General features: G+C 45.8%; 22 protein-coding genes and 2 tRNA genes. 9 read left to right on the top strand and 15 right to left on the bottom strand.

Annotation, left to right across the window (positions count from 1 at the left end; genetic code table 11):
• Positions 1–44 precede the first annotated feature (44 nt).
• The 5 genes from cmoB to L21SP3_RS01465 are packed head-to-tail and all read right to left on the bottom strand — an operon-like array spanning position 45 to position 5,809.
• Positions 45–1,010, bottom strand: a complete 966-nt coding sequence (cmoB, locus tag L21SP3_RS01485) for a tRNA 5-methoxyuridine(34)/uridine 5-oxyacetic acid(34) synthase CmoB (protein ID WP_161488048.1) — start codon at positions 1,008–1,010, stop codon at positions 45–47.
• 54 nt (positions 1,011–1,064) lie between these two features.
• The gene (locus tag L21SP3_RS01480; protein WP_077538875.1) at positions 1,065–3,374 is read right to left on the bottom strand and encodes a CsgG/HfaB family protein; all 2,310 of its coding nucleotides are present in this window, start codon (positions 3,372–3,374) and stop codon (positions 1,065–1,067) included.
• Between the two features lie 14 nt (positions 3,375–3,388).
• The gene (lpoB, locus tag L21SP3_RS01475; RefSeq protein ID WP_077538873.1) at positions 3,389–4,003 is read right to left on the bottom strand and encodes a penicillin-binding protein activator LpoB; all 615 of its coding nucleotides are present in this window, start codon (positions 4,001–4,003) and stop codon (positions 3,389–3,391) included.
• A 15-nt stretch (positions 4,004–4,018) separates the two neighbouring features.
• Positions 4,019–4,441 carry a YcfL family protein gene (locus L21SP3_RS01470; protein ID WP_161488047.1) on the bottom strand — a complete coding sequence of 141 codons (423 nt, stop codon included), beginning with the start codon at positions 4,439–4,441 and terminating at the stop codon, positions 4,019–4,021.
• 21 nt (positions 4,442–4,462) lie between these two features.
• Positions 4,463–5,809 (bottom strand): COG3014 family protein, encoded by a 1,347-nt coding sequence (locus L21SP3_RS01465; protein ID WP_077538869.1) that lies wholly within the window; start codon positions 5,807–5,809, stop codon positions 4,463–4,465.
• 197 nt (positions 5,810–6,006) lie between these two features.
• Between L21SP3_RS01465 and galB the strand changes: the two genes are divergently transcribed.
• Genes galB through L21SP3_RS01450 form a run of 3 tightly spaced genes read left to right on the top strand, consistent with a single transcriptional unit; the run spans position 6,007 to position 11,108 of the window.
• Positions 6,007–8,496 (top strand): beta-galactosidase GalB, encoded by a 2,490-nt coding sequence (gene galB, locus L21SP3_RS01460; protein WP_077538867.1) that lies wholly within the window; start codon positions 6,007–6,009, stop codon positions 8,494–8,496.
• Positions 8,497–8,535: 39 nt separating this feature from the next.
• A complete protein-coding gene (locus tag L21SP3_RS01455; RefSeq protein WP_123785107.1) occupies positions 8,536–9,897 on the top strand; it encodes a YcjX family protein in 1,362 nt (453 codons plus the stop codon).
• 11 nt (positions 9,898–9,908) lie between these two features.
• Positions 9,909–11,108 carry a DUF697 domain-containing protein gene (locus L21SP3_RS01450; RefSeq protein WP_077538863.1) on the top strand — a complete coding sequence of 400 codons (1,200 nt, stop codon included), beginning with the start codon at positions 9,909–9,911 and terminating at the stop codon, positions 11,106–11,108.
• A gap of 119 nt (positions 11,109–11,227) precedes the next feature.
• On the opposite strand, the gene L21SP3_RS12055 is transcribed toward L21SP3_RS01450, so the two are convergent.
• On the bottom strand, positions 11,228–11,383 hold the full coding sequence (locus L21SP3_RS12055) for a hypothetical protein (RefSeq protein ID WP_169835722.1): 156 nt from the start codon (positions 11,381–11,383) through the stop codon (positions 11,228–11,230).
• A 16-nt stretch (positions 11,384–11,399) separates the two neighbouring features.
• On the opposite strand from L21SP3_RS12055, the gene L21SP3_RS01445 reads away from it, so the two are divergent.
• The 6 genes from L21SP3_RS01445 (at position 11,400) to L21SP3_RS12335 (ending at position 18,679) form a co-directional block, all read left to right on the top strand.
• Positions 11,400–11,921: an energy-coupling factor transporter transmembrane component T gene (locus L21SP3_RS01445; RefSeq protein WP_390612109.1), complete on the top strand. Its 522-nt coding sequence runs from the start codon at positions 11,400–11,402 to the stop codon at positions 11,919–11,921.
• A gap of 477 nt (positions 11,922–12,398) precedes the next feature.
• Positions 12,399–12,770 carry a hypothetical protein gene (locus L21SP3_RS01435; RefSeq protein WP_077541788.1) on the top strand — a complete coding sequence of 124 codons (372 nt, stop codon included), beginning with the start codon at positions 12,399–12,401 and terminating at the stop codon, positions 12,768–12,770.
• Between the two features lies 1 nt (position 12,771).
• The gene (locus L21SP3_RS01430) at positions 12,772–13,710 is read left to right on the top strand and encodes an exonuclease domain-containing protein (protein ID WP_077541786.1); all 939 of its coding nucleotides are present in this window, start codon (positions 12,772–12,774) and stop codon (positions 13,708–13,710) included.
• A gap of 786 nt (positions 13,711–14,496) precedes the next feature.
• On the top strand, positions 14,497–17,553 hold the full coding sequence (locus tag L21SP3_RS01425; protein ID WP_077538857.1) for a right-handed parallel beta-helix repeat-containing protein: 3,057 nt from the start codon (positions 14,497–14,499) through the stop codon (positions 17,551–17,553).
• Between the two features lie 24 nt (positions 17,554–17,577).
• Positions 17,578–18,240 (top strand): hypothetical protein, encoded by a 663-nt coding sequence (locus tag L21SP3_RS01420; RefSeq protein WP_077538855.1) that lies wholly within the window; start codon positions 17,578–17,580, stop codon positions 18,238–18,240.
• A 217-nt stretch (positions 18,241–18,457) separates the two neighbouring features.
• Positions 18,458–18,679 (top strand): ATP-binding cassette domain-containing protein, encoded by a 222-nt coding sequence (locus L21SP3_RS12335; RefSeq protein ID WP_077538853.1) that lies wholly within the window; start codon positions 18,458–18,460, stop codon positions 18,677–18,679.
• Between the two features lie 367 nt (positions 18,680–19,046).
• Here L21SP3_RS12335 and L21SP3_RS01410 read toward each other — a convergent pair.
• From L21SP3_RS01410 to lysS, 9 genes are all read right to left on the bottom strand, one after another.
• Positions 19,047–19,120: transfer RNA gene (locus L21SP3_RS01410), tRNA-Asp, on the bottom strand.
• A 24-nt stretch (positions 19,121–19,144) separates the two neighbouring features.
• A tRNA-Asp gene (locus tag L21SP3_RS01405) sits at positions 19,145–19,218 on the bottom strand.
• Between the two features lie 87 nt (positions 19,219–19,305).
• Positions 19,306–19,803 carry a rod shape-determining protein MreD gene (mreD, locus tag L21SP3_RS01400; protein ID WP_077538851.1) on the bottom strand — a complete coding sequence of 166 codons (498 nt, stop codon included), beginning with the start codon at positions 19,801–19,803 and terminating at the stop codon, positions 19,306–19,308.
• On the bottom strand, positions 19,800–20,627 hold the full coding sequence (gene mreC / locus L21SP3_RS01395) for a rod shape-determining protein MreC (RefSeq protein ID WP_077538849.1): 828 nt from the start codon (positions 20,625–20,627) through the stop codon (positions 19,800–19,802). Before mreC ends, mreD begins: the two co-directional genes overlap by 4 nt.
• Positions 20,628–20,676: 49 nt before the next feature.
• Positions 20,677–21,729: a rod shape-determining protein gene (gene mreB / locus L21SP3_RS01390; RefSeq protein ID WP_204845145.1), complete on the bottom strand. Its 1,053-nt coding sequence runs from the start codon at positions 21,727–21,729 to the stop codon at positions 20,677–20,679.
• 92 nt (positions 21,730–21,821) lie between these two features.
• Entirely contained in the window at positions 21,822–21,971 is a 150-nt protein-coding gene (locus tag L21SP3_RS11960) for a hypothetical protein (RefSeq protein ID WP_161488046.1), read from the bottom strand.
• A 21-nt stretch (positions 21,972–21,992) separates the two neighbouring features.
• On the bottom strand, positions 21,993–22,844 hold the full coding sequence (locus L21SP3_RS01385) for a hypothetical protein (RefSeq protein WP_123785106.1): 852 nt from the start codon (positions 22,842–22,844) through the stop codon (positions 21,993–21,995).
• Positions 22,845–23,073: 229 nt separating this feature from the next.
• Positions 23,074–23,334: a 50S ribosomal protein L28 gene (gene rpmB / locus L21SP3_RS01380; protein ID WP_077538845.1), complete on the bottom strand. Its 261-nt coding sequence runs from the start codon at positions 23,332–23,334 to the stop codon at positions 23,074–23,076.
• A gap of 121 nt (positions 23,335–23,455) precedes the next feature.
• Positions 23,456–24,910 (bottom strand): lysine--tRNA ligase, encoded by a 1,455-nt coding sequence (lysS, locus tag L21SP3_RS01375; protein ID WP_077538843.1) that lies wholly within the window; start codon positions 24,908–24,910, stop codon positions 23,456–23,458.
• Positions 24,911–24,912 lie beyond the last annotated feature (2 nt).

Raw genomic sequence — 24,912 nt, 5'->3', positions numbered from 1 at the left:
GAAATTTGATTTTCATCCCACAGGCTTAATGCAAAAACGAAAATCTACTTTGAGCCTATAAACGCAGCCCGTATGGGCGCCTGATGACCTTCAATAGTTTTAGATTTGTCCTGCGGATTGAGAAAATCGTTTAGAGATTCGAATCTCATCCAATCGGTTTTCCTCTGCTCCTGTGAGGTGGTTGGCGTTTTATCTATCATAGAAACGTTTTTGAGCCCGGCGTTTTCGAGCCAGCGCATAATAACTGAAGGCGATGCGAGATTCCAAACGTTTCTCATCTTTGCGTATCTTCCCTGCGGAGCGAAAACCGCATCTTCCTGTGAATCAATAATCAGCGTTTCCAGAACTATCTCACCTCCTGGGCATAAATTGCCGGCAAGTGAATTCAAATGCTTCAAGGCATCTCTTCTGTGATAGAGTACACCCATTGAGAAAACCGTATTGAAAGCCTCTGAATCCATCGGGAAATCATCAATGCCCAGCGGAAGAACGAAATTTCTGCTTGAATCGAAATACTTATTCAAAGCAAGGAACTGCGCGGCAAATAGCAGAGTAGGGTCCAGCCCGAGAACAAACTCAGCCCCGCCTGCAAGCATACGATAGCCGTAATAGCCGTTGCCCGAGCCGACATCAAGCACTTTACGCCCCGTGAGAGAAGAGATTTTATCCTTTATTCTCGCCCATTTCAGAGAGCTTTTCCATTCGGCATCAATATGCACACCGAAAATATCGAAAGGGCCTTTGCGCCAAGGATGAAGCTGCTTGAGGGAACTGCATATATTTTCCTTATCCTCTTGGGAAATCTTGCCGGAAGCGGTTACAGCATCGCTGCTGAAATCCATACTTTCAGGCTTAATATCGGGCATATTATGCACGGCCTCAAGCCAGCGGTCGAAATCGCCGTGGCCGGGCTGCTGAAAAACTGAATCAGACTTACGCCTGACTCTTGAAACTAAATCTGAAGGCAAACTTTCTGCAAGCCGGTTGAAAAATCTGTTGTATGCGTTCATATTTAAAGAAAAGGCTGCGGGCATAGCATACCGGCAGCCTGTAAAATCTTAATTCTAATTATCGTATGGAAGACGAACTCCCCCGCTGCTGCTTTTCTCCACATTCGGTTTTCTGCCGCGGGGCGGCCTGCGGTGATGTATATAGCGATGTTCTCTAACAGGCCTGCATATATTGCCAACTTCAATATTGCCCTGAGTGATTTTGCCGTAGGAAACCTTCGCATTCACCTTTTCGATGTATATAGTGCCGGCAGGCTTCTCGAATCTGCCGAGCGATTTGCCTGAATAAGGGTCTTTCATTTCCTCGCCGCGGCTGTAAACCTTGAGCTCAGTGCCCGGCACAAGTACGGCCTCGCCTGCATTCACTGCCGCCCTGCCTGAAGAAACGCCGACAACCTGAATCGGGTAGAGCTGGTCTATGAATTTACTGCAAACCTTGGACGCAGCAGAGCCGAGCAGGCTGCCTATGGCTTTGTTCTCGGCAAGGTCGCGCTGGTCTGAGTATGTAAGGCCCGGAACCACATCCTTAACTGCGCGGTCATCCCAAGCAATGTCCATAGAATCGGCGAACTTTATCTTCCTGGTTTTCAGCTCAATTATCCTGTATTCATAGCGGAAAAATGCGCTGTACTTATCGTAGTCCATCCCGGCGGCCTCAATCTCGATATTTTCCTTCTTGAGATAGAAATCTGTAATGCTTCCAGCGAGCAGATAATCTGCCCCTTCCACAGAATCCACGACATCCATAATCTGATCTACTGTGGAGCGTTTCATAAGAAGGTCGATCTCGCTGTCGTATTCCCTTTCATACGCCCTGTCGAGCACTTGGAATCTCTGCGTTTTGCTGAGGGCTGAGGTGAGCGATGAGCTGAAGCGGGAAGCCATAATATCCGCTGGAATCAGGGAATTGTAAAGCCTGTATTTATCAGAAAACACCCTCGGAGGCAGAACTGCAATTGTTTTGGGCTTTATAGAGACATCCGCTTTAAGCATTTCGTCTTGCTTCTGCGAGGTTTGAGGCTTATCTGAAATGTTGTTTCGGATTCTGCGAGGCTGAATTTGCCTTCTATTATTTCTCGTCTGCTCGAGTTTTCTGCAGCGGAAACCTTTTTTGATATCTTCCGCTTTGCCTCTTACTACCCTGCACCTTGTGAGATTTTCCATAGGCTCAACAACCTCCAAGAGTGCTGCCGGTTTATCAGCAGAGCCTAAAGAGAGCCCTGTTTGCGGGTCTTTCACTTCTTCGCCCGGGCGGTAAACCTTGAGAACATCCGTATTGCTCAGCATGCCTTTGCCCTGATTGACAAAAACATCCTCTCCGGAAACCTTTGCCACCAGCGGCGGATATACATAACTGCTGATTTTTTCGGTAATTTTCTCCGAAGCCATCCGGGCAACTGAAGAATTCACTTCCTCAAAATCTACCTCTAAATCTGTGGGCACATCTCTGGGAATAAGCTCGTTAATCTGAGAGGGTTTCAAAGTGATCTTGAGATTATCAGAAAGCTTAACCGCCCTTTCCGGCACAGAAATCAGGCTGTAATTCAGCTCGGATTCAAGTTTGTAGAGCTTGAGTCTTCGTGCGGACTGCTTCCTCACAGCGTCCTGATAATTATGCTTTTCCAGCTCTCCGGAAACCATCATATCAGCTCCGAGAACGTTTGCGAGCCTCGCCTTTTCCTGCATATCAGCATCAGCACTGAGCCAGATATTTCTCTCACGTGCGAAGTCTTCAGCGTTCTTTCTGTCTAAAACGTTGAAATTATTCGTTTTGGAGAGACCTGCAATCAAGCGGGACTGAAGCTTTTCTGCATAATCCTTTGAAGAGCCTGAAGAATCAAACGGCATCACAACGATCCGCACCCTCTTATCTTTCGGCTCTTCAAATGCCGGCTTGTACTGATAAACCTCAGCACGAACCTTCACATAAAACCTCATAACATAGCGGGATTTTGAAGATTCATCGTCGAGCCGGCCGTCAACCTCCAGCTCGCCGGCCTTTTCTTCCTGAAGCTCAAGCTCAGCCCTGCCTTCCAGCCTTGATTTTCTTCTCTCAACTTTTCCGGTAAACTGAACCTTTTCCTGACCGGAATCGATTATCTCGTATGTCTTTATGTATCCGTTAAAACGCCGCTCAATCTGCGGTTTTGAATAATCGCTTCTTCTGGAGGGCGCAAACTTAGGCTCTATGCTGAGCCCGCCTGCCCTGCTTACCGCGTTGCTCAAGGCATCGTACAAAGCCCCGTTTTCGGTTGCTCCATAGCCTTTAGCCTCTACAGAAGCTGTGTTTGTCTGCTGAACTCCCTGACCTGCTGCCATTAAGGCTGCACAGGTTACGAGTAAAGCTGCTGCAATTGTTTTCATTTTATGCTCCTAAATTACCATGAGACTGACTTATTGCTTCCCCTTTTGCCGAGAACCACTTCATTCTGCCAGTATCTCATTCCTGATGTGAGGTCTGAAAGGGAAAGCTGGAAATAATATTCAACCTGCTGAGTGTTCTGGTCGTATGAGATGTTTCTCTGGATGATCTTGCCTGAAATGCTCAGCTCCGGCGCTATTAGCCTGCCTTTGTCTATTGTTGTTGACTGATCGAATTCGTCTGATTCACGCAGCTTTCTGGTCTCTTCGATCATCTTGTCTGTAGCACCTTCCTTGCGTCCGCTCACAGCGGAAGTGAAAACCACCTTGCCTGTATTGAGCATTTCTGATTCAATCTTGGCCATCAACTGGTCTGTATCGAAATACTGGGTAGTATCGTTTTTTATATCGCCTGTAGCCACGACATACCTCGAACCGTCCGGCTTTGTGAGAACGCCTTTCTGCACCATATCCTGAACCATTTTGCTGGCTGCCTGATCGAAATCTCGATAGTCTAAGGCCATCACAGCCTTGCCCTCATCATTTCTCACATCAATGTTCCTAGTGGGTGCTGCGCATCCTGCAAGCAGGACGAATGAGAAAACCGCTGTTAAACATATTGCTTTTTTCATAATTTACGCTCCTGATTAAAATTTGTCTCTTGTTACAACCCTGAAATTTTTCGCCTCACTGCGAGGGGCAACGCCCTTTATTGTGGCAGTGGAATTGCCGCTGATGCTGAACGGCAGCCAAGTGCTGGTTTTCGTAGGCACAAGAGCGCCGTTTTCATCTAACCACTCAAACTTGTACTGGAAACGTTTCGTCTTGTATGATTCGTTGCGGAGGGTTATATCCACCTGATAGAAGCCGTTGGAATTTACCGATTCAGTAACCGTCTGCACCTTAACCCCTTGGCCAATCAGATCACTGACCGCCTTTGTTATGGGTGATAAAACTGGACTGCTCTGAGACACTCCCTCCCCCATCTGAACGCGCGGGTCTGTATTCTGCTGGGCGCATCCGCCGGCAAATACAACCATCATAACAGCAATTGCTAAATAAAATCTCATAATATTCTCCAAATCAAACATCTAATTTAATTCTATCATCTCACAGCTAAGCTCCGCCCTGCTGCTGACTGCCCTTACGAAAATCAAGGCATCTTTCTCCGGCGGAACTTCAACTTTTTTCTGTCTGTCTGTTCCGGGCATAAAAACTATCTCGCCGCTGTTTGGCCTTTCCATTCTAAGCACCTGAATCTGTTTTGGAAGCGAAGTCCAGCTCCGGCAGTCTGCTGAGGTAGTGGCGAAGGCGTATGCCGCTCCGGCAAGCGAGAGCAGTGAGCCGCCCTCTTTATACAGAGCATACTGCATAGCAGCTTTTAATGATGCTGAAAGCACGGCTCTTGTAAAAACAGCATCGTATGTCTTGCTGAATTCTGCCTTTATTACCCTGTCGATACTGCAGAATGGCTCGGTATAGTAGAAATCATCACTTGCAGCCACTTTAAGCCTCTGCACTGGAGCAGAGCGGTATTTAAGTTTTGGAAGAGCAATTCCAACGTAGTTTATTCCGCTGGATTCAAGCATTATAGGAAGATCCATTCTGAATTCTTCTTTGTATGCAGCGAGTCCGTTCTCAAAAAAGATCCAAACTCTTGGCTCTTTATACGATTTGCCGGCTCGAAAGTTCTTAAAGTCTGAAACTGCATACCTGCTCTGACTAACGGCTCCAGCTGCCTGCTTAAGCAAAAATTCCGCCTTATCATCCTCGCCGTCGTACATAAAGTATATCCCCGCTGCGTAGGAGAGGAAAGGGTTTATGTAATCCCCGTAAGGCTCGAAATCCTTAAGCTCCGGATAACTGCTGTATAAGGTTTGCCTGAGCTGATTTCTCTGAAGGTTTTTCTGAGCGAGGCTCTCTTGCTTTGCCTCGTTTCTTGCCGCCTGTATCTTATCTGAAAAAAACTTTTTTGCCCTTCGCTGACGCTCAATAGCTCTGTTGAATTCGATTCTCGCATTATCCCACTCACCCATAGCAAGCATATTTACCGCCTTGTATGTGTTCAGCATCACCGCCTCGCAATGCATAGGGTAGTAAGGCAGGATATTGTCATTAACAACGGTTGAAGCGGCCTGATTTGCGGTCTCGTTTTTCTCAAGATTAAAATTTTTGAGATCCCTCTCGGCTTCACTGAAAAACTCATTGCTCCTGCCGTACAGACCAACTATCCTCGAGGCAGTGCCCGCCTGCATATTCCATAAGACATCATCTTTCGATGCCTTCGGATTATCCCCTATATGAGACTCTGCAAGCATCATAGCCCTGCCGTATTCACCTGAAATAATCCTTGAATTAAACGAGGTGATAACATTGCTGCTTGAACAGCCTGCAAGGAAAAATGCTGAGAAAACAAAAATTAAGTAACATTTATTCATAAATGGAGCTCATATAACACAACTTCGGGCATTGTAACAAAACAGTAAAGAGAGTCAATATTGGTATTTTAATCTTTTTAATAAATTTACGTTTACCATCCCTGTTCGGTTTATTTTTTCGGGAAAAAATGTAGTATCACAACATACCAAGGTGAATGCTGCAGTAAATACATTAAATTATTAACGGAGAAATTAGAATGAAGAAGGCCAATTTTGCTGTTTTAGTCTGCCTGTGCGTTTCACTTTTTGCCGGCAGAGAAAAGGTTTCTTTTGATTCGAATTGGAAGTTTTTTAGGTGCGGAAATATGCCGGACGGGACGAAAAAGGAAGAACCTCAGGGGCTGGAAAATCCTGCTTATAGCGACGATAACTGGAGAGAGCTGAGCCTCCCTCACGACTGGGCTATCGAAGGGCCTTTCAGGATGGACCTGCCGAACCGTACCGGGAAGCTGCCCTATGCGGGCATAGGCTGGTACAGAAAAGACTTTAAGCTTGCTAAAGGGGATAAAGATAAGCAAATCTACCTTATGTTCGACGGGGCAATGTCTGATACGAAGGTATGGGTTAATGGAGAATATGCAGGCCGCTGGCCTTACGGCTACAACTCCTTCTACTTCAACATAACAGAACACCTGAATTACAGCGGAGATAACACTGTTGCAGTTCGGCTGGACAACAAAGACAATTCTTCAAGATGGTATCCCGGAGGCGGAATATACAGACACACCTACCTTATAAAGACAGAGCCCGTTCATGTAGATATATGGGGAACATTTGTTACAACCCCGCTTGTGCAAAAAAACAAAGCTGTTGTTGAAGTGCAAACTGAAATTAACAATTTCACGGGCAAAGACATTAAGGCAGAAATAATTCAGCATATCACTGCACCGCAGAGCGGGGAGACAGTATGCTCTGAAACTGCACAGATAACCGCTCAGGCCGAGAAAAGTGAGAAGAGCCAAATGAGCCTCACTGTAACCGACCCCAAGCTTTGGAGCGTTGATGAGCCCGCAATCTACACGCTGATTACAGAAATCCGGCACAACGGTCAGACGGTTGACAAATACGAGACAGACTTCGGGATAAGGTCTGTTGAATTTACAGCCGACAAGGGGCTTTTGATAAACAATAAACCGGAGGAGCTAAAGGGCGTCTGCCTGCACCACGACCTCGGGCCGCTCGGGGCAGCTGTACACAAAAGGGCAATCGAGAGAAAGCTTGAAATCCTTCAGGAAATGGGCTGCAACGCAATAAGAACCGCCCATAACCCTCCTTCGCCTGAAATGCTGGAGCTTTGCGATGAAATGGGTTTTCTGGTAATGGACGAGGCTTTCGACTGCTGGGAAGACGGCAAAACAGAAAACGACTACGGACGATTCTTCAATGAATGGTATGATAAAGACGTAACAAATCTGGTTAAAAGAGACAGAAACCATCCATCCGTGATATTCTGGTGCTCCGGGAATGAAGTAAAAGAGCAGCGTCAGGGCGAAGAAGGACGTAAAATCTCAAGGATGCTTACAGAATTATTCCACGAGCTCGACCCTACAAGACCGGTTACAGTGGGCTGCAATTCTTGGAAGTCCGGTTTTAACGGCTTCCAGAAAACTGTCGATGTGCTCGGATTTAATTACAAACCGCATATTTACGAAAAATTCGCAAAAGAAAACCCCAATATGCCGTTCCTCAGCTCTGAATCTGCATCCTGCGTAAGCTCAAGAGGCGAATACTTTTTCCCTGTAAAACAGAAAAAGGATCAGGGCTTCTTCCAGTTTCACGTAAGCTCATACGATCTCTACGCCCCGAGCTGGGCAAGCAAACCCGACCTTGAATTCGAAGGGCAGGACAGAGTTCCGCAGTGTATGGGAGAATTTGTATGGACGGGCTTCGATTATATCGGCGAGCCTACACCTTACAACAAAGACAAAACCAACCTGCTGAATTTCCAGAGCGAAGAGGAGAAGCTCGCTATGCAGGAGAAAATGGAGAGTTTGGACGGGAAAGCGCCTTCCAGAAGCTCGTATTTCGGCATAATGGATCTCTGCGGCTTCAAGAAAGACCGCTTCTACATCTATCAGGCTCGCTGGCGTCCGGAGAAACCAATGGTTCACATCCTCCCCCACTGGAACTGGCCGGAAAGAGTTGGCAAAGTTACGCCCGTGCATATTTACACATCAGGCGACGAGGCGGAGCTGTTTCTCAACGGCAAATCGCTGGGCAAAAAGCAGAAAGGCGAATATCAGTACAGACTGGTATGGGATGAAGTAAAATATCAAGCAGGCGAGCTGAGAGCTGTGGCCTACAAAGACGGAAAGAAATGGGCTTCCGAGGTTGTAACAACCACAAACGAGCCCGCAAAGCTTGAACTCGAAGCAGGCAGCAAAACTGTCAAAGCAGACGGGAAAGACCTCAGCTTTGTGAAGGTTAAGGTAACAGATAATCTTGGAAGGATTGTGCCCGGGGCGGATAATCAGGTTTATTTTGAGATAGAAGGCCCAGGCGAGATTGCAGCTGTTGGAAATGGGAATCAGACAAGCCATGAATCATTTCAGGCAAGCCGGAGAAAGGCGTTCAATGGATTGTGCCTTGCGATAATACGCTCCCTCGAAGGCGAAACCGGAAAGATAAAATTAACAGCAAAATCCAGAAATCTTTCTTCCGATTCAGCAGTAATTACTGTAGAATAATGATATAAAGGCGCCGGAGGCTCAGAGCAGTCTCCGGATTTGCATTATTCTGTCAGTTTGATTGCTCCATATATGAAGAAAATCCTCAGCAAAAATGACAATATAGCAGTTACAGGTATAGCAAGGGGCGGGAAAACGGTGTTTCTAACGTCCCTGCTCGCCCAGCTCGAAGAATTTGATCAGGCAGAGTTCTCCTTTGCCGGCAATTCAAAAATCGAGGCATTCAAAGAGCTTAAAACGAAATCTGATTTTATCCGCCAGTTCCCGCTGGACAGATACCGAGATTTTCTCGCTATGAGAGGCAGCTGGCCTGAGAAAACCTCAGATGCATACTGCTACAGCTGTGAATATTGGCGTTCGGACTGGAAATTCTGGAAGCAGAGAGTTAATTTCTTCGACTTCCCGGGCGAGCGGATTGCAGACAGCGCGATAGCTGCAATATCAGATTACGGGAAATGGTCTGAGCATATTCTGAACCACTTGAGAAATCATAAATCCCTGTTTGAAGATTCAAGGGGCTATTTTGAAATTCTGGAAAACCCCAGCGCTCCGCTGGAAGAGATAATCTTCGAATACAAGCTCACCCTCGCAAGGCTTATCTTGAATTTTAAGCCGCTGATAACCCCTTCTACGTTTCTCTTGAGCAAAGAAGGGATAACAGCAAAAAAGGCATCTGAAAGCGAGCTTGCCTCGCAGCGGGCGTGCGGGCTGGATTTCGACAGCGAATTTGTCCCGCTGAGCAGAGAGTACTGCGAAAAAAATCCCGAAAACGCGGAGATTATGCAGAGCAATTTCAAGCTTTACAGAAAAAATGTGGTTATGCCGCTATACAGAGAGCTCGGTAAATGCAGGAAGCTGATTGTGCTTATAGACCTGCCCACCCTGCTTGCAGGCGGCGTTGGGCAGTATAATGACAATCGCCAGATCCTTCAGGACCTCTTCCAGACGCTCCGCCCTGATTCATCAATCGGAAGAAAGCTGGCAAGCACAATAAAATTCTGGCAGCGTCCGCTTGAGAAGGTTGCATTTGCCGCCTCCAAGGCGGATATGATTTACAACGGCGATATCGAAAACGGAAGAGCCGAAGGGCTTCTCAGGCAGCTTACAAGCAAGGCACGCAAGATTGTTCCCGAGGCTGAATACCGCTGGTTTGTTTGCAGCGCTTGTCAGTCCAGCAGGAAGGGCGAAAAGCCCTACACACTCTGCGGTAGGCCGGCAAGAAACAATCCCGACAAGCAGATTGTTGAATTCGAAGTGCCCCAATTGCCGGAGAACTGGCCGGACAGCTGGAAACCCGGAGACTACCGCTTCAAGGCGCTGCTGCCGGAAGTACCGAAAAATACGCAGAAACCCCCAAGGCATATCAATCTTGATGCTGTATTCGATTTTATTGCAAATTGAAGGGTTAAAAGATGCAAGACGAAAATGACAGCCTCGGAGACCCGCTCTCCGAAGATTTCAGCGAAAAGAAAAAGGCACAGGAAAAGCCTGATCCGAAAACTAACCCAAAGAACAACCCCCAGCCTGAAAACAGCGAGCAGTACCGCCCGGGGGATGACGGGCTCGGAATGCCGGAAGACGAGGCTGAGGATATCAGGGTAATCAAAGAACAGGCGGGAATTCTTGAAGATGAACAGCAGCTCAGCGAGAGCGAGCAGCAGGAGCAGTTTGAAAGGAAACTGCGGGAGCTGGAGAGTTTTTCCAGATTCCTGCGCTTCCCTGCGGGACTGAAAAAAATACTAACCCTTATACTGCTTATTGCAGCGGGCGTTTGCGGGCTTCTGATTGTCAGCCAAGGCTGCTCATTTTTCAACGAGCTCAACCAGCTCACCCAAGGCTCCGAAATCCTCAGGATCTCGCTTATGAGCCTTTTCGGCCTCTTCGCCCTTCTGATACTTTTCAGCATAGCCCGCCTTCTCTTTTTCACCGGCAGGCTCAAAACCTCCCAGGGCATAAACGTTCAGGCGCTGAATACGCTCTCTGAGCGAACCGAACTGCAAAAGGCAGCACGAAAAAGAAAAGCCGAGGCACGCAAAGAACTTCAGCAGTATCTAAAGGACTATCCGCTCAAGCGTGACAAGGCCGAGAAGCTTATCACATCAGGCCTCAAGAAGGAAGATATCCACGCTCTTACAAAAGCCAGAGACCGCCTTCTCGACGAGAACACCCCGCTAAGCGATACCGAATGGCTCAATGAGTACAAGCGTATTTTCCAGAGCACTCTCGACAAGGCTGCGGCGAGGATTGTCAGTCGGTATTCGCTGAAGGCCGGAGCTGCAACGGCCGCCTCGCCTGTGTCTTTTGTTGATCAGGCGATGGTGATTTATGTGTGCGTTTCGATGACGCAGGATTTGATACGTATATACAACCTCCGCCCCGCTGCCGGCCAGAGCCTGATTATGCTCTCGTTCAGCATTATCAACATCTATATCTCCGGCGCACTGGAGGAATCTACAGAGAGATTTATGGAGTCTGTCTCGGAGAATATACCCGGCGGAATATCAGGCACATTCCAGAGCATACTCGGGAAAGCATCAGAAGGCACTTTGAACGGCCTGCTCATCTGGAGACTCGGAAGGAGAGTTACCGGTTTTCTGATGCCTGTAAAGTAGTCAGGCAAAACGCAGACGAACATCACAACCGCTGAAAGGCGCTAAAATCAACTAAGATATTTTAGTGCGGGCAATTCACCCTGCAGTAAGATAACTGGTTAAATTTTGCTTATTTTCTTTTACTCCTCTGTAAACTGGATATTGTCTATCATTCCCATATCATTGCCGGCCTGCCAATATGAATCCTTGCAGTACGACCACGTAAAGGTATGTTCTCCGGGTGTGAATTCGAAGCTGATGAAATTGTTTCTCTTTACAACTGTATTGGCGGCCATTTTTTGGGTTATTTTTATGGTGATATTCCAATATGCCCTGGACAAGCCGATGGAAAACCCCAAAGCCATGTTTGTTGGAATGGTTTTCAGAGGAACTGCACTGGCAACCACCGGATTATGGTTTGCTGTAACCACTAAATTGCGTGATATGACTATCGCACTTGAAGCCTGGAGAATCCCCAATATTATTATCCTGCCGCTGACAATTGCGGTTCGGTTTATACCGACACTGCTCAATGAATCCCTGGTCATTCACGATTCTATGCGGCTTCGGCGCTTGGCTCATCGAAAACGTGATCTATTTACCCAACCCCATTTAATCGGCCAGAGCTATATATCACTGGTAACGATTAGAAGCCTGAAAATGGCAGATGAACTGGCCGCGGTTGCTGAGACACGGGGGCTTGCTCGCCCGAACCAAAGACAGTTTCTAAAGCCTGCAAAATTCAGGAAAAACGACTATTACGCCCTGAGCATCCTGCTGGCTCTGGCGGCTGTTTTAACCGCAGCGTCATTATATGTAAGGGCCGCTGCATAAATAATTCGCTCTTTTAAAAGTAAATAATTCCGGCCTTTCGCACAGGCCATAAGGATGGCTGAACCTTTTTGCGGACGGAATCGAAATCGGAATCGAAATCGAAATCAAAAGTAAAAACCTTCAGAAACGTTTTCGGCTGCTCCCGGACCCTTTTCGCGGCTCCCCGGACGGTTTTCCAGACGCCTGGGACGGTTTTCCAGACGCCTGGGACGACGTTCCAGACGCCCCGAATGGTTTTCCAGAAGCCCCAAACGCTTTCCGGGGCGTTCCAGGATGCTTTTGGAATGTTCCAAGACGCTTTCGGGGCGTTCCGGACGCAATCCGGGGTGTTTGGGAAAAAATCCGAATATCGTCAAAAAACCCTTGACGCCGGACAATATCCGGCTATAATACGACTTGTTTTGCCCGGCGGCGCAGCCGGGCAGGTGCGGTTCCGTCTAATTATTGTTAGACGCAAAAAAGAACGAAGATAGAAACATGAACCAGCGAATACAGAGGTCACACAAAGAGCCAAAAAGGGAAGGTCTTTCCTGGGATGACCGTTGGAAAGGTGAAGACAAAGGTTTAATCACGTGCTGGGAAGTTGGGCGAGAATTACGAGAAAAGGAACCAGAACTTGCCATCCGAGCGGAGAATGGTGAGCTTCCAGTATTGCGATGGAAAGGAGGCGTTGAAAAGAAACCAAAGAAAGGCGAAAAATTTGGAACGCTGTTTTATTTGGCGCAATGGCAAGGGCTACGGGGTGATGATCTTGATATAGATCTTTCCAAAGAACCAGAGATTACATGTTCCAGAACCGGTGTGCGGGTGATCTATACTGGCAATCCTAAAAAATATGGTAACGCCTAAAATGGACTTCGTAGCTATTGATGTAGAAACCGCAAATGCAGATATGGCGTCAATTTGCCAAATTGGCGTGGCGAAATATAGCGATGGAACACTGATTGAAGAGTGGTCTTCACTTGTCGATCCTGAAGACTATTTTGACTTCAGAAATATCGATATACATGGAATAACCGAAGAAGATGTAGAAGGAAAGCCAATATTTCCAGAATTAGTAAGTCAATTGGCTGATTTATTGAATGGAACCGTTTGCGTCAGCCATACTCATTTTGATCGAGTCTCAATTGCCCGCGCATTAGAAAAATATGGACTGCCCGGCTTTGATACCACGTGGTTAGATTCTGCCAGAGTAGCTAGAAGAGCTTGGGAGGAGTTTTCATGGGGTGGCTATGGTCTTGCCAATGTCTGCAACAAAATTGGCTATGAATTTAAGCATCACGATGCATTAGAGGATGCCAAAGCATCTGGTCGCGTGCTCTTAGCCGCCATTGAACAAACCGGCCTAGATATTTCCGCTTGGTTAAAGCGCGTCAATCAGCCAATCGATCCAAACAATGTATCTACCGGTGCTGCCATAAGAAGAGATGGAAACCCCGAAGGTGAGTTATACAAGAGAAAGACAAAGAGAAAGACAAAGATAAAAAGAGATGGAAACCCCGAAGGTGAGTTATACGGAGAGATAATGGTATTTACGGGTGCGCTGGAAATACCTCGCAGAGAAGCTGCTGATTTGGCTGCAAGTATCGGGTGTACTGTCGCAGCAGGTATCACAAAGAAAACAACGTTATTGGTGGTTGGAGATCAAGATATTTCAAAACTGGCAGGAAAAGAAAAGAGCTCCAAACACATAAAGGCAATGCAACTTATTAAAAAAGGCCAAAGCATCCGAATACTGAAAGAAAGTGATTTCAAAGAACTAGTCAATCATGCGTCAAGAATCGCCTAACAAGGGGATAGCATTCCGATGACACCATCAATCCCGTTCGGCATTCTATGCCGCCTTTACGGTAAACCGCTATTGCGGCGCGTTCTTGACGGCAAAGTCCAAAAACCAATAGCCATCTTTTAATACACGTTTGCCCGCTGCGAGTTGGATGGGATAATTAAAAAGCGGCCCATCCGTTACCACCGTGTTCAACTGGCCGGAAGAATTGAAAATAAGAAAAGGTGTCCCTGTAATTCGCCCGGAATTTGGACCACAGTTGATTGGCAATTTACGACTGAGGACGCTCGTATAAAATTAAAAAAACTATACCATGTATACCATGTAATTTCGGAATTACAGAGTACTAGTTTTAGAAATCAGTAAAAGCCCTCTTTTGAATGGCTGGTGGCCTTCCTTTGCTTCTGAATAATAACATTTCTTTCTTGTAATGCTCCCCCATTAAGCCCCTCAGTTAGGCTAAAATATTTGACAAATTTAACACTTTTTTACTTGCAATTGGGGGGGGTACCATAAAATGGTAAAAAATTAAACCTTTTTTGCCGGTGCTTCAGGTATAAGTTTCGATATTGTTGCAGTTTGAAAGAAGCGGCATTGCTCATATGGAAGGTATTTTGGAGAAATTTGATTTTTTAATCAACATTTGGGTGTTGAGAAACGCCTTATAATAAGGAGGGGGTTTGCGCATAACCTGTCTGGCTGCAAAATCTCCTTCAAATGCTGTTTTTGTATGGACTTAATGATAATATCTGGTAATTTAACTAAAATGATAAGAAAGGAATATGAGCCATGAAAAGAGGGAAAATTCTTGCGGTAGTTTTTTTATCAATTCTTGTAATATCTTCTATTGCCAATGCAGAAGTCTTACTTACAATAAACGGCATTGATGCAGCTAAGGAATTTGCTGAGATAAAAGGCGGTGAAGAAATTATAATCGCTATTGAAGGTGAGAAGGAGAAAGATGTTAATTATTTTGTCACTCCTGAAATGGGTTGTAAGATTGAACCAATTACCAATATTGAGTCAGTGGTGAAAGAACCAAATGCCTCCTACCTCTTCAGCTTTGAAGAAGAAGGTACTGCTCTGGGAGTTGTGAATCTGCACGCTGACGACGACCATATTTATGAGCTTGTTCTTTTTTACACGCCTGAAACTGATTTAATAATTGCCTTTGGCATTGGTTATGATGCCCTGCATTGGATACCCCCTGTTGAAGAACCGTTGGCAGGTAACAGTTTAGCTACGGAGACTGTTGAACAGGAGACCATAGTACCTGATACTCTTCAGTCCTGGAGATTCAAACCCAAAAGTGAGAGTCAGGATAAGGTTCTGATGACATGTCCTTCTGTCCAAGTTACCAAATCCGCCATTACCTCAAAAGAAGTGAGTGGTATTGAAAGGGCTTTTGCTACTACTACTACTACTGGCGGCGAAATGATGTCAGGTGGGACAGTTGTGGATATCACTAGCGATATCACTACAAATACAGTCTGGACATCAGATAACACCTATCATGTATTGAACCCTGTCGATGTTAATGGCGCAATGCTTGTTATTGAGCCAGGCACTAGGGTAGAGTTCGCTACAGGTGTCAGTGCAGGTATCAGAACTCTGAATGGTGCTGCTGTTATATCCAGAGGAACTGCTCAGAACCCTATCGTGTTTACGTCGGATTCAGCAACCCCTGCATACAATGATTATTATTGCCCATTGTATATAACTGAGACCAGTTCAACTGCAACTGAGATGACATATACTATTGTGGAATGGGCTTATTCAGGAGTTGTTGTATTAAACAGGAGTCTTGACAAAAACATTGAGAACAATTACTTTGTAAATTGTGTGTATGGTGTTGTCGAGTATGGACCTGAGCATACTCACATTGTGAATAATCTTTTTTTTGGATCATATTATAGTGGTATCGAGGTCTACTTGGCTTCAACTACTGGTGTAGCGGAGGCTAATAGTGTTATCTACATCGAAAACAATACCTGTGACTATTACCAGGACAATGGGATCACTGTTCATGGTGTTACTGCAAATGAAGATGCTGGCTTTGTTTTCATTGCGAATAACATTGTATCGGGCTCCTATGTTGCAGGACTCAATCTCGTTGATGGATACATGTTTGCATCTGTTCTGAATACAGGGTACTATAATAATGTCGCTAATAAGAACTGGGCATTTGATGAGATCAATCCTGTTGTAGTTACAGCTAACCCTTATGAGACTGGCGCAAGCGGTTATGCACCTATCTGTTATCTCGATCAGTCATGTGACTTCGTCGATGCAGGTAGTCTCTTGCCAGAACTGACGCAGTATGTAGGTAAAACGACTGCCACCACTCTTGTTCCTGATGGTAATATTGCTGATATCGGTTTTCATTATCCTAATTGGGATTATGTTAATTCGGGTGAAGGCGATTATTATGCAGGTGACCTTGATGAGAACCTTGTAGTTGATTTTAATGACTTTGCTGTTCTTGCTAATGGTTGGCTTACTACTTATGATATGAATGATCTAGCTGACTTATGCGAGAATTGGCTGATTACTGGTGGACCTGCACCGAATATTTTACCTAACTTTGATCAGGATCCAAATAACCTGAGTGGGTATGTGAAAGTGACTACTTCTATATCTGATCCTCAAATCCATATGGCTTGGCTTATGATTGATGGTGAGAAATATGGAGTTTTTGGAGAGTCTGATTATGGGTATAGCATAGATGTGAAGACTGAGCAATTTACTAACGGAATCCATTCTGCTAAGATTGTCTTTATGTATGGGGATTCTGTAATCTGTTCAGATGCTGTCCAATGCACGTTCAATAATGAAGTCAGTATGCTTATAGGCGGTGATGGGTTTACACCTGGTGAAGACTATCACTTATATGGCTTAGCTACAGGTACTTACCTTGTTGAGTTAGTGGACATAATCAATAGTTCAACTATCTATTCACAGAGTTTTGTGGATGGGCTCAACGCTCATGTTAGTGCGGCTTCTTTTACTGAAGAAGATGGTGCTTATGACCTTAGTGTTAAGGCAGAGGCGATGCTTCTTTCTGCTTCTTGGAGAGATGTAGTCGAGAGGATTATCGCTAGAAAATTCAAGAAGAAAGATTATCCGCAAGGTTGCAATGTCAAGATGGTTGTGTCTGTAGGAAATAAGGGTCTTGAAAGAGACAAAAAGAAATGCTGGAAAGCGGCACTTACTGCAGCTGTAAGAAAAGGGATTAGACCTGTATACTTGAATGCTAAAGCATGTACATGGGAAAATCTTAGCTACTGTCTCCTTCTTGATAATGTAAAGATTTGGTATCACTGCTCCCATGGTAATCATGATTTGTTGGGTCAGCCACCAAGACAGTGTATTACTACTGCAAGTGGCAAAGTTTTCTCGTATCTTAAGAAGGATTATGACCCTAACAACATACCTCCTGATTATGAGGAGCTTTCTTGGTACTATGAGAACAATCACTCGATAGCAGAGTTAGGGTTTGTTCAAGATACTGATAAAATGATATGGGTACAGTTCAATGCTTGCTATTCAGCCAGAACTGTTGAATTCCCTTATATGCTGGGGATTCTTCCTATTGATGATCCTATCAATATCGGTGAGCAGATCTTCATCGGTTGGAAAAACACAGCATTGGTCCATGATATACTTGGAAATTACAACCAGTTCGAGGAAGATTACTGGAACCGTCTGAGGCAGGGAAACATGCTTAAGACTGCTGTAGAAGACTCTCTTCCTCCTGGTGGTGGAACAAATATTTTAGAAAACTTTATGTACTATGGTGTGATTGACTGGCAATACGCTTGGTTTAGATATCCAGATATTAATTAATTCTGAGTTAAGGAGTAAATGAAAATGAACTGGATAAGAATATTGACATCGTTGATATTCGTATTTTTTCTGTTTTCAGCAGGATGTCGACAAAGTGAAAATAAAAATCTTGTAAACCAATACAAGTATTTTGATGCTGGAATAAATGATATTCCAGCTTTGAATAAAATAGAAGCTATATTAATAACGCCCCATTACCATCCAGAACTTTTCTATGGAGAAAAAAATGTTTATATAATAGGTAACCCTGAAAAGGTTGAGGAAATAATAGGCCATGAAATACTTGCTAAGAAGGCAATCAATGATCCTTCATGGCTACAGCGAATAACCACTAATTTCAAGAATGCCAAACGGACAAAAAAATGGTCTTCAAAAGGTTCTTTCAGTGAAGCGCGAGCTATATTCGTTACGAAAGAAAAGGCATATATGGTTCTAATAGATAAAAATGATGATGGGGATAATAAAGTTATATGTGGGCCTGACTACGAATCCATCCAACTCAGAAAAGACTTTGAAGAGATTGGCTTATTAAGTGAGTACAGCAAGCCTCCTGATATGAATGAAGTTATCAACGCACTTAAGGGAGGTCCTCCTGGTGTTGATCCAAACAGGATCAAGGAAGCTCAAGAGCGGTTGAGGCAGGAAGCTGAGAGGATGAAGAAAGAGAAGGAAGCAAATCAACCTTAAATTTCAGCCCAAAAACAAAATTTTGACAATTAGTTTGGTACTGGTTGTAATCACAATCAGTAGTTGCACAACTACCACCGTGTTCAACTGGCCGGAAGAATTGAAAGTAAGAAAAGGTGTCCGGGAAACAGTCCCGATTTATCGGGGTCCCGGACAGCCGTCGAATCCAGCGGTTGGATTTGAAAATCATTGTACAGCAGACTTTTGAGTAATTGTAATGCTGAAAATACAAGACTTAACATTTACATATACCCGGCAGGAGAAACCTGCTTTAAGGAATATCAATCTGGATATTTCACCGGGCAAGCTGGTGCTTTTGACCGGCCCTTCCGGCAGCGGAAAATCTACGCTTGTGCATTGCATCAACGGCCTGGCTCCAATACACTATGGCGGCAGGCTTAATAAAAAAAAACATAATATCCGTGCCATCTGTGGATAATAAATAAATCAAAACCATATCCCCTTCGTGTGTTTTCCGCCTGCGGCGGACAGGCTCAATGTTTAACATCCCCCGTACTACAGCGGAGTTCGCCGTGGCGGACCCGCCAGGCATTCTTTTAGAGAAGATTTTTCGTTTACCGCCGGCTCTTCACGTTTCGCTATCCTAGCGGGTTCGCCACGGCGAACTCCGCTGTAAGACGCTGCATTATTAAGCAGCGAACCGCTGGCTCAGTCTGTAAATGCTTCGTGGTAAACAAAAGCACATAAGAGGGAAGCAGGGGTCTGTTGCGGTCTGTACAGAGTCGGTGTGAGGGATTGATCTGCAAAAAAAACGCCCTGCCGGTATTCAGCAAGGCGTTATAAAGCGAGGCCGAAGGGACTCGAACCCTCAGCCTTCGGATCGACAGTCCGATGCTCTAACCAATTGAGCTACGGCCCCATTTTTTCTATTAAAGGTGATAAGCGAGGCCGAAGGGACTCGAACCCTCAGCCTTCGGATCGACAGTCCGATGCTCTAACCAATTGAGCTACGGCCCCGTCACCAATAATAGAACCGGTATGGTAATAAAGTGGTGAATTAAGTCAATCATATTTTCGCAAAAAAGCCCCTGATGAGAGAAAATTTCATCGTTTACGCTTTATCCCGAACAGCCCTGCGGCGTAGAGATTTATCTGCCAAATCACAACCCCGGCAACAGCGGTATATAGAGCCTCTGCGGGGATGGTGATATGGGGCTTTAATATCTGCACTTCAGTTTTGAGGCCAGTCAGCGGCATAACAAGAATATCAATAAACACTGCGAGAAAGAAAACAGCAGCTGCTCTGTTTCGCACCCTGTCCATACTCAAAAACTCCCTTGCATTTGAAAAGAAGCTGCCGGCGATTAGGAAAGTGAGGGTATGAGGCCCCATTGTAATGCTTGAAACGTCTGCAAGAAAACCGAGGGCAAATGCTGCTGTTATCGCGTCTCTGCGTGAGAATGTGTAGCAGAAAAAGCCCAGCAGAGGCACCATAAGATCGGGGCGAATACCGAACCGGCTGATTTCGATATACTCCAGAGCAGCACTTGAATTCAGCAGAACAGCAATTCCGGCAGTGATAGAGAAAAACAGCCACTTCATTCGCTCGAAACCTCCTGAGAAGGCGCAACTACTATCACAGCAACCTTCTTCAAATTCTCGAAATCTGCGGAGGGCTCAACGGTTATATCCCATATCAGCGGGTCCTGCATATCCTCCACCACCGTTTTCACTACGCCTGCAATCCTCGGAGTTTCCAGATACTGCCTGCCCGGGCTTGCATACACATAATCCCCGGGCTTAACATCCAGCTCAGCGGAGATATACGGGATCTCGCATGCATCCATACCGTTGCCCACCATATTAGCTCTAATGTATTCCTCTCTGCCCGGACGTACAATATGCACAGGTATCTGGAGGGTGTTGTTTGTGATGAGTGTGATCCTCGCCCAAGAGCTGGATATATCGGTAACAGTGCCTATTATTGCCCCCTCAGCGAAGACATACTGCCCCTTTTCAACGCCGTCGATTGAGCCTCTGTTGATGAGGATTTTCTGCCCCTGCTCGCGTTTGATTATATCAGCCATAACAAACATATCGCCTGTCTTCGGCATTGAGCTGCGGAATTGAGATGCCTTTTCGAGCCTTTTCTGGGCTTCAAGCAGGTCTGCATAGAGGTTCTGGTATGCCGCCCAGAGGTGGTCGTATTCGCTTTTAGAAACGTACTCTCCAGAAGCCGGCAGCGAGCCTTTCCCCGGCTTGCCCGGGATTTTTATATCTATTCCGATTACAGGCCTGAACAGCTCAATGAAAAATGAATTTAGATTTCGAGTAATCTTATGCGGCAAAATTAGCAGGGCAACCCCGGCAAGGAGCAAGCTGCAGAAAATAGCGCTGTTGCTCGAGTTTTGTTTGCGTTTTGCCATATAACTCTGCTTTTATATAAAGACCTCCGGCTGCCTGCCAGAAAACGGGTTAATCCCAGTTATAGCTGTCCTGATCGATGCTTTCCCTGAGGCTCTCGAGGTTTTCGAGGAATACGCATGTCCCTCTTGCCACGCAAGTTAGCGGGTCTTCCACGAGATTGACATTCAGCCCTGTAGCGTTAGCTAGGACTTTATCCATACCTCTGAGAATCGCGCCGCCGCCGCAGATATGAACGCCATTATCGATGAGGTCTGCGGCAAGTTCAGGCTCGGCCTTTTCAAGCGTTTGGGTAACACATTCTATAATCGAAGATACCGGCTCCTTTAGAGCCTCTCTTATCTCTTCGCTTGTTATAACAATCTTTCTCGGAAGGCCGGATATTGTATCTCTTCCGGCTATCTCCATGGTCATCTCTTCTTCGAGCGGGCCTGCGGAGCCGAGCTCAATCTTCACCTGCTCTGCTCGGGACTCGCCGATAAGCAGATTGTATGTTCTTTTGAGGTGGTTTATAATCGCTTCATCGAAATCGTCCCCGCCAACTCTCAGGCTTGTGCAAGTGCTTATATCAGCCAGGGACATAATAGCAACTTCTGTTGTTCCGCCACCTATATCCACAATCATTGAAGCGGTGGGCTCTGTGATCGGAAGGCCTGCCCCGATTCCTGCTGCCATCGGCTCATCTATAAGGAAAACTTTTCTCGCTCCTGCGCGTTCGGCGCTGTCTCTAACCGCCCTTCTCTCAACAGCGGTAATCCCGCTTGGTACGGAAATTACCACCTGAGGCCTGAGCAGTCCGCCCCTGCCGTGAACCTTGCGGATGAAGTAGCCGAGCATAGCTTCGGTGATCTCGAAATCGCTTATAACCCCGTCCTTGAGCGGACGGATTGCAGAAATGGAGCCGGGGGTTTTTCCAAGCATATCTTTAGCTACAAGCCCGACTGCTTCGCCGTTGTTCAATACTACGTTTGTGCCTTTGCGCACGGCGACAACAGAAGGTTCATTCAGCTTAATACCCTCACCTCGTACAGTTACCAGGGTGTTGCATGTCCCTAAGTCTATACCCATATCTGTACTGAACCAGCCAAGAATTGTATCGAGTATCACAGATTGACCCTTTCAGAAGGAAAAAGATATGCTTAGCAAAATTAAAAAGGCACGGGTATCCTTCCCGTGCCTTTAATAACGAGCTTATATCAATTAAACTTCAGCAGGTTCTCGGCTCCGAATGTATTAATACATTCCATAAGCACAAGCACCGCTGTTGTAAGTACAAAAAGGAAAGCTATCCCGAGAAATCCTGTATAAATATCACTCTGAGCCGTTTTTTTAACTTTTTTAGCCATTTAACTGCTTCCAGCCTTTCCTTACAGTTCGGTTGAAACGGTATCGCCCACTTTCGGCGCTGATTTCTTAAGCTTAATCACGCCGGCAGACTTTTCGACATCCACATCTGTAATTTCAATATCACAAACAAAGCTTTCGCCTCTTGTAATATGGAGCTTCATACCCTTCTTAACGCCGTCGGAACTGCCTACGCTCACAGAAACGAGCCTTTCGCCAACTTCTGAAACGAGGCCTGTAACAGGTGCATAAGAACGGGGCTCCAAGGCCTTGGCCTTGTCTTCAACTACAGTAACCGCCTGAGCCTGCTCGGGAGATTTTTCTTTCTCTTCAAGCATCTTTTCCATAGCGGCCATCTGCTCTTTGAGCCTTCTCTTCTCAGCCTTGAGAGACTGCACCATCACGATATGCTCATCCAGAGCGGTTGTCTTTTCGTTTAGCATATTCGAAAGCTTAAGGGTTTTGCCCTGCTCCTGCTGCAGCATACTTCTGGTAGATTCCAGAGAGGCGTGCATTTCGCTGATAGTCTGCTCAAAATCTTTCACAATTCCTGACAAACTGTTCACTCTGTCCTGCCATTTTACAGCCTTATTCTGAGCGTTTTTCAGATCGAGCATAGCCTGCTCTTTCTGCTGATTGAGCTCGCTGACTCTGTCTTTAAGCTTTTCAATCTGCTGCTGCATCTGCATTTTCTGCTCGTTAAGACTTGAGACAGCCACATTCTTGCTGTCCTGAAGGACTTTATAATCGCTTTTGAGCTGATCGTAATCAGCCTTCACGTCATTAGTCTTAGAAACATAAATGAACACAGCCCCGCAAAGAAATATCGCTGAAACTGACAAAAGTACTGCTAAAGTTTTTGTTAAAGTACTCAAAGCCTTGCTCCTGATATCGATTGTTTTTTTTATTAGCAACTATAACCGCCGGCATACCCGACGAATTAGAACCAGTCAGATTTTAGTTTTGAAATTGTAAAAGGTCAAGCATTTTGTTAGAGATAGAGAAGTTTTATAAACTTTTAAATGCTTTTGTTGGATAATCAAAAAGTAAAAAAGCGAGACTCACTTAAAAAAGCCCCGCTCTGAACTTCAATTAGGCCGATATTCAGCCCTGTGCCGCCTTATTATACCTTCTTTTAGGCGGTTTTACCACTAACCCGCTTTTTACAGCCTTGGCAGAGACAGTTATCTTTTTAACCTGCCCGTCCACCATAACCCGCATTTTCTGGGTATTTGGCTTGAATCTTCTTTTGTTAACTCCGCGTATGTTCAGTCCGACACCGCCGAGACGTTTTGGTTTACCATGACGGACAATACTGCGTCCGACAGAGGTTTTTCTTCCTGTTAACTGGCATTTTCTTGACATATCTGTTCTCCATGGAATAAAGAGTTCACAGTTTCCGATTTTTCTGAAGACGGGTTATTTTAGAAAAGTATGAACAGCTTTCAAGAAAAAAATCTCACTTATCCCGCCTCAAATTATAATTTTACGTGTTTTGCGACTGAGGTTTCAGCGTAGGGAAGAGAATTACGTCCCTTATGCTGGGAGAATCGGTAATAAGCATAATCAGCCTGTCTATACCAATTCCCAGCCCCCCGGCCGGGGGCATACCATACTCCAGGGCAGTAATGAAATCCTCGTCCATCTTGGCCATTGAATCCTCTTCGCCCTTAAGCTGGGTCATAAAGTTTTTCCTCTGCACTTCAGGGTCGTTGAGCTCTGTGTAGGCGTTGCCCACTTCCATCTTAGCGCAGAAAAGCTCGAATCTCTCGGCGATATTCGGGTTATCAGATTTTTGTTTCGTAAGCGGACAGATAGCAGCGGGATAGTCCATCACAAACGTAGGATTCACCAGATGCTGCTCAACTGTCTGCTCGAAGAGCTCGTTTATCACAACAGCATCATCCATCCCCGCCTCGTTTATTCCAAGCTCGCCCGCCTTTCTGCGAACGGCGGAGATGTCTTCGATATCGCAGCCTGAGTGTTCCTTGAGCAGGTCGGCGTATCTGGCTCTTCTCCAGGGGGTGGTAAAATCAATCTCCATATCTGCGTAGGTGAGCTTCCTGCATTCGCAGTGTTTTTCAATAATATTTGAAACCAGCTCTTCAGTGATATCCATCATACCGAGATAATCGCTGTAGGCCTGATAGAGCTCCATCATCGTAAATTCAGGGTTGTGGCGTGTGCTTAGGCCTTCGTTGCGATAGCTTCTGTTGATCTCGAAAACCTTTTCAAATCCGCCAACCAGAAGCCGCTTTAGGTATAGCTCGGGTGCTATCCTTAGATACATATCTATATCAAGGGTGTTGTGGTGGGTGATAAAGGGCTTCGCTGCCGCCCCGCCTGCAACAGACTGCATCATCGGCGTTTCCACTTCGTAAAAACCCTTCTCTATAAGCATACTGCGGATTGAGGCGATAATATCGCTTCGCTTCTTGAATTTCTGCATCACATCGGGGTTTGCCCAGAGGTCAACATACCGCTGGCGGTAGCGGAGGTCTCTATCCTGCAGGCCGTGGAATTTTTCCGGCGGCTGGATAAGCGCCTTCGACAGGATTTTTATTTCTTCCGCCCAGATTGTAAGCTCGCCTGTTTTTGTTCTGCCCAGCTGCCCGTCTGCGAATAGGATATCACCTAAGTCAAGAGATTTTGCAACAGGCCACTGCTCTTCCTGTACACGCTTTTTGCTCAGGCCGATTTGAATCGTGCCCGAGGAGTCGCGCAGAGTTATAAATATAAGCTTTCCGATATCACGCAGAAGAACAATTCGGCCGGCGGCCTTTGCCTTCTGGTCTTCGCTGTCTTCGATGTATCTTTCTCTTATGCCTGCTGAAGGCTCAACCCCCTCAACCCTGCTTCCGTACGGGTCTATCCCGAGTTCACGAAGCTTGGCGAGTTTGGCCTTTCTCTGCTCAGTAAGCTGATCAACAGATTCACTCATTA

This window comes from Sedimentisphaera cyanobacteriorum (genome assembly GCF_001997385.1).
In the GTDB taxonomy this organism is placed as follows: domain Bacteria; phylum Planctomycetota; class Phycisphaerae; order Sedimentisphaerales; family Sedimentisphaeraceae; genus Sedimentisphaera; species Sedimentisphaera cyanobacteriorum.
The sequence above is the reverse complement of the archived record's forward strand: the minus strand, read 5'-3'. Positions and strand labels throughout refer to the sequence as shown.